The following is a 2,487-nucleotide window of genomic DNA, read 5'->3' as shown; positions in this document are numbered from 1 at the left end:
AGGACGAAGACCGCCACCGTCGCCGCCAGGATGACCGTGATGGCGACCATCAGGATGACGCCGATGACCGGCGACACCGCTTCTTCATGCTCATATCCGAGTTTCATCGATTGTTACCTCCTCATGCGAGGACAATCGCAATTTGGTTGTGTACTATATATGCCTTATCCAATTGCGCGATATTGAATACGTGAAATGGAGATATTTAAACTGTCTCATTTGAAATTTGTGAGATATTCGGCTTTTAATACATCGGGGGTCGGGGGCGTGAAATGCGGGGCTTCCGGGGAAAAACGGCATCTATTTATAGAAATCTACGTTGAAGGCGGGACGCGGTATAAACATTCCCCGGAACCGCGGAAAAAAAGAGATCACATGAAGAGAAACATCGGGAAAAGAGCGCCCCTGTGTGGGTGTATGCCGGGGTACGGCCAGGGCATTGCCGTCCCCCCGGCAGGAATAGACCAGTTTCACGCAGACAAGGATTTGAAAATCCCTCCCCCGCGCCCGGGTGAACACGTCTGGGCGGGGGGTATCTGAGAGTATCGACGGGCCCGTATTTAATATAAGCTGTTTTGAGTCGCCAGAAAATGAAAAGGGAGTTTCTTAAACCCCCTTTACCCCTGAAAATCGATTAAATTTGAATAAATCTCGTTCACGTTGATTTCGCCGCAGTGTAAGCGTCGTACATCGAGTACAGCCAGACCAGGATGTAGAAGGGGATACCGATCAGGATGGTCGAGAGGGCACCGAAGACGACAGCGAGCACGATGAGCAGAACCGCCTTCAGGAACTGGCCGGTGTAGAACTGGCCAAGCCCCGGCAAGAAGAACGAGAGTATCACTGCAAGAAGTGGCGATGCCATAGAGTGCATTTCACCGCAGAGGAGAAAAAAGCACCCCGCGGCCGAAAGGTACAACTACCATCAGGTGCGATCGCCATGCCGGACACATGCCCCCTGTCATCGTCGCGCACGCCCTGGAAAAACACTTCGGGAACATCCCCGCCGTCCGCGGCATCACCTTCGCCGTCGAGGAAGGCGAAGCCTTCGGCTTCCTCGGCCCCAACGGCGCCGGCAAGACCACCACCATGCGCATGGTCCAGTGCGTCTCGCCTCGGACAGGCGGCAGACTCGACGTCTTCGGCATGGACCCCGCCGTCGACGCCCGCGCCATCAAGGCCCGCCTCGGCGTCGTCCCGCAGGAGAACAACCTCGACCCCGACCTCACCGGCGCCGAAAACCTCCTCGCCTACGCGCGCTACTTCGGCATCCCGAGACGCACAGCGGAGGAGCGAGTCGCCCGCCTCCTCGCCTTCGTCCAGATGGAAGGGAAGAAAGACGTCGTCATCGAAACCCTCTCCGGCGGCATGCGCCGCCGCCTCATCCTCGCCCGCGCCCTCGTCAACGACCCCGACATCCTCATCCTGGACGAACCCACCACCGGCCTCGACCCCCAGGCCCGCCACCTCATCTGGGAAAGACTCCGCACCCTCCAGGAGGAGGGCACGACCCTCCTCCTCACCACCCACTCCATGGAGGAAGCCGAACACCTCTGCGACCGCCTCGTCATCATGGACCACGGCGAGGTCCTCGTCGAAGGATCGCCGAAAGACCTGATCAGGACGACGATCGGCGGGCACATCATCGAAGTTGCGGCCGACGAAACCGTCATCGCCTGCCTCAGGAGCCGCGGCATCCCGTACGAGACCGCCGGCACCCTCGTCCACGTCCCGACAGACAGACCGAACGAACTGGCCCGCACCCTCCTCGACACCTGCGGCGCCATCACCCTCACCACCCGCCCCGCCACTCTTGAAGACGTCTTTCTCAAACTCACCGGGAGGACCCTGCGGGAATGACCCTCCCCGGCAGGCGCGCCTGGACAGTCTGGCGGCGGAACCTCGACGTCTTTGCGAAGACCTGGAAAGTCCACATCATCGAACCCGCCCTCGAACCCCTCCTCTACCTCCTCGCCCTCGGCTTCGGCGTCGGCTACTACATCTCCGAGATCGACGGCGTCCCGTACGTCGAGTTCATCGCCCCCGCCCTCGTCGCCGTCTCCATCATGAACGCCTCCTTCTTCGAGTGCACCTACGGCTCGTACGTCCGCATGTACTACCAGAAGACCTTCGACGCCGTCATCGCCACCCCCGTCTCCATCGAGGAAGTGATCGCGGGCGAGATCCTCTGGGGAGCGACAAGGAGCCTCATCTCCGCCTCCCTCATCGTCCCCATCCTCCTCCTCTTCGGCGTCGCCGCCCTCCCCTCCTCCCTCCTCATCATCCCCTTCGCCTTCCTCGCCGGCCTCCTCTTCGCCTCCCTCGGCATGTGCTTCACCGCCGTCATCCCGAACATCGAGGCGATCACCTACCCCGCCCTCCTCTTCATCACACCCATGTTCCTCTTCTCCGGCACCTTCTTCCCCCTCTCCCTCCTCCCGCCCCTCCTCCAGGCCCTCGCCCTCGCCGCCCTCCTCTCGAAGGACG

General features: G+C 60.8%; 4 protein-coding genes. 2 read left to right on the top strand and 2 right to left on the bottom strand.

Annotated features, from left to right (window positions below):
• Together Q0520_RS07675 and Q0520_RS07670 are read right to left on the bottom strand one after the other, a co-directional pair.
• The coding region (locus tag Q0520_RS07675) for a type IV pilin N-terminal domain-containing protein (protein ID WP_298668431.1) at positions 1 to 107 on the bottom strand (107 nt) is incomplete at its 3' end.
• Between the two features lie 548 nt (positions 108 to 655).
• Positions 656 to 865: a hypothetical protein gene (locus Q0520_RS07670; RefSeq protein ID WP_298668428.1), complete on the bottom strand. Its 210-nt coding sequence runs from the start codon at positions 863 to 865 to the stop codon at positions 656 to 658.
• An 86-nt stretch (positions 866 to 951) separates the two neighbouring features.
• On the opposite strand from Q0520_RS07670, the gene Q0520_RS07665 reads away from it, so the two are divergent.
• Complete coding sequence (locus Q0520_RS07665) at positions 952 to 1,860, top strand: ABC transporter ATP-binding protein (RefSeq protein ID WP_298668425.1); 909 nt, start codon at positions 952 to 954, stop codon at positions 1,858 to 1,860.
• A partial coding sequence (locus Q0520_RS07660) for an ABC transporter permease (RefSeq protein WP_298668422.1) occupies positions 1,857 to 2,487 on the top strand: 631 nt, incomplete at its 3' end. The genes Q0520_RS07665 and Q0520_RS07660, both read left to right, overlap by 4 nt.

Source organism: uncultured Methanofollis sp. (genome assembly GCF_937919355.1).
Lineage (GTDB): Archaea > Halobacteriota > Methanomicrobia > Methanomicrobiales > Methanofollaceae > Methanofollis.
This window is presented reverse-complemented; position numbering and strand designations above follow the sequence as displayed.